The following is a 7,192-nucleotide window of genomic DNA, read 5'->3' on the forward strand; positions in this document are numbered from 1 at the left end:
CTTGGTAGGATACATTTATATTTTAGACTTTTCTTGACTTATTGCGCTCATTATGTTCTCATGGAAGATAAAAAAAAGCAAAGCGGTTGTTTCTTTTAGCAGCTACACCCCGAAAGAATTTCGCAATGCTCAGAACCGCAATTTGGATGGAGAGCTTTCACACGAAGCTTTGTCGCCCAAAGGCCAGCTCTTTATCATTGCGAGCACGACTAACACAAAGGATGAAAAAAGAACCAGCGAAAGCGGCATCGCCGAAAATATTCTCAAAGAGGTCTATTATTCCTACCCGTCTGACGACGTTGTCACCTGCCTGAAACACGCTTTCCATGATGCAAATACCCTGGTCAATGAACTCTCAAACGATAAAGATCAGAAACACCAATTCGGGGTAAAATGTACAGTTCTGGTGCTCACAGATGAGCGGGGTTATATCGCTCAAGTTGGTGATAATCACGTCTATCGTGTTACAAAGGACAAGCTTGAGAGACTGACCAGCGATGATATTGGGGTTGGCGGGAAGCAAAGTTTCGCACTCGGTTTGGGAGCAAAAATCAATGTTCATTTCAACCGGTACATCGCGTTAAAAGCCGGGGATTCCTACTTGCTGTGCACAAATCCGCTCACCAACGTGAATCATCATTTGGTTAGAAGAATCGTTTTACGGAATAGTCCAGGGGACGCCTGCAGAAAAGTGACTGAATTAATTCAAGAAAAAGGTCATGCGGAGAAAATCAATGTTCAGGTGGTTCGGGTTAATTTCACCCCCGGTCAGCCGATTCGACCCAAGGCTGGGTTTTTTAATCAGAAGGCGTGGGTACCGGCGCTCGTGCTATTTTTGCTTATGCTAAGCGCAACACTTGTTTTTTATAATAACAAGGATGATCTGCCTGAACAAGCAATTGCACAAGCACAGGCAATTCAAATAAATGACCCACCTGGGTTTGAAAAAGAAGACCCACCGATTGAAGAAATCGAAAATAACAAAATTGAACTAACTACCCCCGAGCCTGCCCAACAAATAGTGGAAGAAGAAAAGCCCAACATCAAACCGAATGAGTCTGCAAATCCTGTGGCGGTTAAAACGAAGGCGCCGGGACCAGACCCGCCAATCCTGGTCTCACCCTCTTTAAGTGACCAATGGAATCTAAAACACCTGCGAGAATCCGATTACCAAATTAAAGATGAGAAAATCACTTTTTTAGCAACTCCGAATATCAAAAAAGCTCTCTATCAAACCACAGCTCTAAGCGATTTTATGGTCCGGATGGAAGCGCGCATTAGAAACGACAATGCAGCCGGCAGATTCGGTGTGATCGTAGGATATAAAGCGATGCAAGATAGCCCCTATGAGATTTATTACCTATTATCCTTATTTAAACAAAAGGAGTTCTTGTTGCAAAAATACTCCGGTTTTCGAAAAGAGCTTGTTACGAGAATTCCCATAAACTTTGATTCGATTCAAGGCAACTTTCAGGAGATTCAACTGGAAGTAAAATGCTCCGGCCCCTTCATTGAACTCTATGCGAATCAAAAGCAAGTTTTCCGATGGCATACAGGAGAAGAACTTGTGTCCGGGCAAGTAGGTATCTTCGTATCACCGGAGACTGAAGTAGAGATTTCAAAATTTGAAATAGTCAAGGGTGTGGAATTTACTCAGAAATGACTTGAGTTCTTGGAACCTCGGCATACCCTTTTAGGCAGTTTAAGTAAAGGAATTTTACCGTCTTGATTCATGCTCCAGATACTTATCGAGTGGATTCTCCTGTGAAGTGTTAAGAGACTTAATCCAGTCGATGACCGGTTGACGATAGTTTATGGATAGCTCAACCGGCTCCGAATCATGGAGTTTGAAATTCAGGGTCGGCAAAGAATACAGGAAATCCGTGGTCAACACACGATAAGTAGAATCCGGATGAATCGGAGTGCCGTCGGATAAGCGGTGCCCGCCAATTGATGTCATGCCCCCCATCACCAGATTACCGATATCTTCTACTAATTGAGCACCGGTCAAATCTAATTCAAGTAAAAAGTTATCGAAGGGTAAGACACCCAATAGGGTCGCTGATGTAATATTTCCCCCTGGAATCGTCTGCCGAATGCCCCCCCTGTTTGTCAATGAGACATCAGCGGTTGGGAAAGAGATAAGCCACGAATCTGTAATCATGTTAAACATAGCGTTGGACCGCTGTTCAACGGCCTGGTTTACATACCCAATGACTTGCGAAAATTCCGCGTCCACTTTTGACTTCCAATTAGAAACCACGGCTGCAATATTCGGAACCGGCGAGCCACCCACATTGTCGTGGGTAGTCGGCTCCATGTTAACAACCCTGTGAGCAACGGTGTCGAAGGCAATTTTAACCTTTGCATAATTTCTCATGAAGGCACCGCCTTCTATAATAGCAACACCGTCCCTGACTTCGCCAATGAGCTCATTACAGTGACCTCCACCAATAACGGAAATCCCCAATCGAGTTGCAACCGGCACCAACTCTGTCATTTCAGTATGGCAAATATGACCAATAACGACGAGCAGTTCTGCGCCATCATTTTTAACCTTTGGAACAACTTCCTCTAAAGCAGTTTTGTAAGGGATAAAATCGTAATCCGCAACATTGTCCGGAAACGTGGTAACAGGTGTACTCGTCGTTGTTAAGCCAATGAGCCCGACCTTAATCCCGTTCACTTCTTTGATAACATACGGCTGGGCAAAATCAGCAAGGTCACCCGTTTGCTTTTCCCTGATATTAGCGGATAGAAAAAGAAAATTAGCCTGCGAAATCCTCTCTTTCAAGCCCGCAACTTTAAAATCGAATTCATGGTTGCCGATAGCGGTGGCGGTGTATTCCATAGCATTCATGACATCCACCATCGACTCTCCTTTGAATGCCGTTGAAATTGCCGGACCGGTCCAATTGTCGCCGCCGCTTAAGATGAGAAATGGTCCATCCGACGAATACCCTTCCTTTTGCTGCCAAACGCCCATCATTTCAGCGGCGCCGCCAAAACCTTCTGTACCCTCCATCCAGCCGTGTTCATCGTTCGTATACAAAAGAATGATTTGGCGAACGTCATCGGTTTCTTCCCTGCGACCCTTGAGTATTGACTTTTGATCAGAACAGGATAATATCAGTAGAATGATACTGAAGGTAATAAGCCATTTGCGTTTCATACTTTAACCTTTGATTTTGGTGTCTATTTAGGGCCGCTCCGGCTCCTCGCCCCGAATTCATTATTATATTTTTAAAAGGAATGTCGGGGCGAGGGATCCTGCGCGGGCTTCGTGCGCCTCCTTCCCGACTTCATTATTATATTATTTAAGGAAAGTCGGGACGGGGTCGCACTCCGCAACATTTGGAGTTCAAGTTTGTAGTTCAAGCTTTAGCTTGTCTTGGTCGTCAAAAATCATTTATCCCCTCTTGTTCCCAAGTTCTCCAGAGTGTGTGAAAAGTATCCACCTGCCTCATTCCCAAGCTCCGCTTGGGAACGCAATTGCCTGGAAGCTCTGCTTCTTTTAATCAGTAACAACAGCCTCCACCTCCATCTCGACCAAATACTCATCCCCGATAATCCCGGCCTGTACCAGCGTATTTGCTGGTTGGATGTCCCGAAACCGCTCGCCGTGAACACGAGCCACCGCTTCCCAGTCGGAGACATTCTGCACATATATCCGGGTGCGGACCACGTCCTTCAGCTGCCCGCCAAGGGAATTTAGCGCCCCCTCGATTTTATCGATGACAAAGTGCGTTTGCGCTGCCGGATCCCTGCCGCCGATTGCCCGGTCACCTTGGGTGGCGGTGGTGCCGGAAACCAGGATTCTCTTGCCATGGCGAACCGCCCGGCTGAAACCGGCGAGATCCTCCCAAACCGTTCCACTCAACACTTTGCTGCGACCGTCCCCTCCGGCTTGTGCTTTGTAAGGTGGCGGAATCGACTCGATGTGGTGGCTTAAATCCCCCGACGCCGTCAGAAACGGCGGCTTACGATATTCATCGCCGCAGTCACCGGGAATCGGCTGCAGTTTTGCCAGAGCCTCATCAATTTCCCTGCGGCTTGTTTTATCCAGGGAGAACCCGAACAGACGCAGGTTGTCCTGGATATGGTCACTCTTCCCAAGGCGCGCACCGATGATAACGCCCCCGACGGCAGGCTGCTCAAGAATGTAGCGGGAGGCGACGTTGGCCATCGAGACGCCGTCTCTTTTCGCCACGCTTTCCACAGTGCGAAGCAACTCCTGAAAAACCGTCCACCCGCCTGCTGCTTTGATAAATCGGCCGTATTTCATTTGCGACCAGGTCTCGAGTTTGTGCCAGTCCGGCTCCGGTTTACCCAGCCAGCGCTCGGTTAGAAAGCCGCCGGCGACCGTTCCAAATGCCAGCAGTTTGACGCCATGCTTTTGGCAAAGTTCAGTCATGCCATTGCAGGCGCGTTGATCGAGCAGGGAGAAGCAGACTTGATTTGATACGACTTCGATGCCGCTATGAATGACAATCCGCAGGTGAGCAGTGTCGACGTTGGTCAAACCCAAATAACGAATTAAGCCTTCTTCCTTGAGCTCCTGCAGCCAAAACAGGCAATCCAGCCAGCCCGGATCGGCATAGTTCCAGGCATGGAATTGCAACAAGTCAAGCCGGTCGGTTTGCATCCGGTCGAGGGAGCGCTGCACGGCGGCCTTTACTTCGTCTCTTGTTACAGGCCCGGGCTTTGGCACCCATTTTGTCAAAAGCTGCACCGCCCCCGGCTCATTTTGTTTTTGAAAAATGCCGGCGATCTCTTCTGCGGAACCGTAATGGTCGGCCATGTCAAATGTAGTCAGGCCGGCATCGACATAGGGCTGCATTGCCGCGGCAGTCGCCTTAAGATCTAGCTTTTTGCCCTCTCTTTCCAAATCTGCAATTTGCCACAGTCCGGTCAGGATGCGGGAAATGCTGAAGTCCGGTGCTATGTCACATCTTTCTATTTTTTTACTCATATAAAAGATGACAAGTTGAAGTAATCATGTAAACAGAATCATTCGCTAACCTAAACAAATACTTTTTCCACCGAATTGCGCCGAATGCACCGAAACTCACCGAATTAAACCGGCTTATATTTTTTAAAGTCATTTTGAAGAATCAAACGTTTAAATTGCAAACTGCGGCGTGAGAAGTTAACAACATAACCAACCCTTTCGACTTCGCTCAGGGCAGGCTTCATAAATACTTGCTTCTAAATAAGTAAGAAGTTGCCGGATGTGAGAATCGTTTAAATCTGGCACTGTCTTAAATTCAACAATAAGTTTGTTTGCAACCAAAATGTCTATTCTGTACTTTTCTTCAAGCTTTTCACCTTTGAAAAAGATATCGATCCATTTTTGTCTTTCTGCGTGATAACCTCGCTTTTCGAGTTCTTTTAGGACACAGGCTTCATAAATTTTTTCACTAAGATTTTGTCCCATGAGTTTGTGCACTTCAATACAAGCACCTATGGTTTCATCCGACAGCCTTTTGTAGAGAATATATTCCATAATTCAACCCCTCCTCACAACCCAAATGAGATACATTAATTTTAAAAAAAATTCGGTGACCCTCTGTGAATTTCGGTGTGCTTCGGTGGGAATTATTTTCACCACAGAAAAATCGCCAAAGTGAATGGTCATTCATATTCATAAGATTACTCTGGTGGCAGCTTGGAAAATATGGCTTTCACATCGACCCCGCTTTGACGCAGGCTGCGCAGCTCGCGCAGATAAATTCCGGTGGCGATGGCCATCACGATTAGCCAAACCGGCGTTGAGTGAAAATACCAGGCACTGACGGAAGCAGAAAGGTCCTTCCAAATATGAACGACCAGAAATCCGCCAAGCATGATCGCACCTAACAACGCCAGCGGTATCTGAATTTTGCGGTTCGAAACAACCCGTACATCTCTGGCAATTTCCGGGTTCCTTTTTGGCAGCCAGAGCACGGAAAGGCACATCAACAGAAAATTCACCAGCATTGAAGTCACCAGGATGTCCACACCGAGAAAAAAATCACCTGCCAGGTGACTACCCAGGATGCCTAGCGAGGCCATGATGCCGCTGAGGATGATGGCGAGGGTTGGCGTGTGTCTTGTTGGGTGAACCTTGGCCACACGCTTTGGGAAGATGCCGTCTCCTGCCCAGGCAAACATCAGCCGCGAGACCGCCAGCAGCATTGCCGGCAGATCGTTGATCAGCGCAACCGCCGCCCCTGCGAGGATTGCCACGGTCCAACCTGTCGGCAGCAGGTAGCCCAGAAGTCCGGGTGCGGTAATATCCTTGATCATGGCCTGCTCGGCGATGTATTGCCACGGCACCGCATGATAAATCGCTGCTGTGAACAAGAAGTAAAATGTCCCGACTGTCAATACGGCAATTCCGATAGCCAACGGCAGGGTACGGCCCGGGTTCTTTGCCTCACCGCCGGCCTGGGCGATGGAGTCGAAGCCAATAAAGCTCGAAAAAAGAATGGCTGCTGCTGCCAGATAAGTACTAAACTGCAGCGGCCCTATGCCGCTAGCAGGAATGGTGCGACCCTCCCGCTCGAGCAACGCTGCGGCAAAATCGTTGTGGTCGAACATGAAGCCCGCCACAATAACGACGCCACCCAGGGCGAACATGAGAAACATCATGGGGATGAGAGTGCGCTGATACAATTTCGCCCCGCGCAGGTTTACACCGACAAAAGTCCACAGAAAGATTAACGGCAAAATCAGCCGGAGGGGTCCCGACTCAAGGGTATCTGCCAAAGTCTGCCAGCCGACTGCAGCAACGAAGTCGCGCAGAAATGGCACGATGACATACGAAACCACACCGATGGCGATGGAAAGCCCGAACCACTGGGAAAAGCTGGCGACAAATCCGAGATACGGATTAAGCGCCCGGCTGGCATAAACGTAGCTGCCGCCGGCCCGGGGCATGGCCGAAGCCAGAATAGCATAGGCCAGCGCCGCCAGAATGGCCGGGACTGCCGCGAACAGGTAGGCCGGTAAAACATACGGCCCGATGCCCGGCACGCTGCGCTGGATCATGAACGGAATAATGTTGATGGCCGCGCCCAGCATGGAACAGATGCCCGTGGCGGCCAGGCCGAGTAGGCCCAGGTTGCGGGCCAGGCCGGTTGTGGTTGTTTCTGAGGCTTTATCCATGGATTGATTTACCTATTTTGCTGCAGTAGTAGGGGCGCTGCGC

5 protein-coding genes are annotated in these 7,192 nt (G+C 48.7%); 1 reads left to right on the forward strand and 4 read right to left on the reverse strand.

Annotation, left to right across the window (positions count from 1 at the left end):
• The first annotated feature begins 52 nt into the window (after positions 1-52).
• Positions 53-1,663: a hypothetical protein gene (locus tag IH879_03330; protein ID MCH7673963.1), complete on the forward strand. Its 1,611-nt coding sequence runs from the start codon at positions 53-55 to the stop codon at positions 1,661-1,663.
• Positions 1,664-1,717: 54 nt separating this feature from the next.
• Here IH879_03330 and IH879_03335 read toward each other — a convergent pair whose 3' ends face one another.
• The 4 genes from IH879_03335 to IH879_03350 form a co-directional block, all read right to left on the reverse strand.
• Positions 1,718-3,172, reverse strand: coding sequence for a bifunctional metallophosphatase/5'-nucleotidase (locus IH879_03335; protein MCH7673964.1), 1,455 nt, complete (start codon positions 3,170-3,172; stop codon positions 1,718-1,720).
• A 342-nt stretch (positions 3,173-3,514) separates the two neighbouring features.
• Complete coding sequence (locus IH879_03340; GenBank protein ID MCH7673965.1) at positions 3,515-4,972, reverse strand: aldo/keto reductase; 1,458 nt, start codon at positions 4,970-4,972, stop codon at positions 3,515-3,517.
• A gap of 177 nt (positions 4,973-5,149) precedes the next feature.
• A complete protein-coding gene (locus IH879_03345; protein MCH7673966.1) occupies positions 5,150-5,506 on the reverse strand; it encodes a GxxExxY protein in 357 nt (118 codons plus the stop codon).
• 146 nt (positions 5,507-5,652) lie between these two features.
• Positions 5,653-7,149, reverse strand: a complete 1,497-nt coding sequence (locus IH879_03350; GenBank protein ID MCH7673967.1) for an APC family permease — start codon at positions 7,147-7,149, stop codon at positions 5,653-5,655.
• Between the last annotated feature and the right edge of the window lie 43 nt (positions 7,150-7,192).

This window comes from candidate division KSB1 bacterium, from assembly GCA_022562085.1.
Taxonomy (GTDB): Bacteria; Zhuqueibacterota; Zhuqueibacteria; order Oceanimicrobiales; family Oceanimicrobiaceae; genus Oceanimicrobium.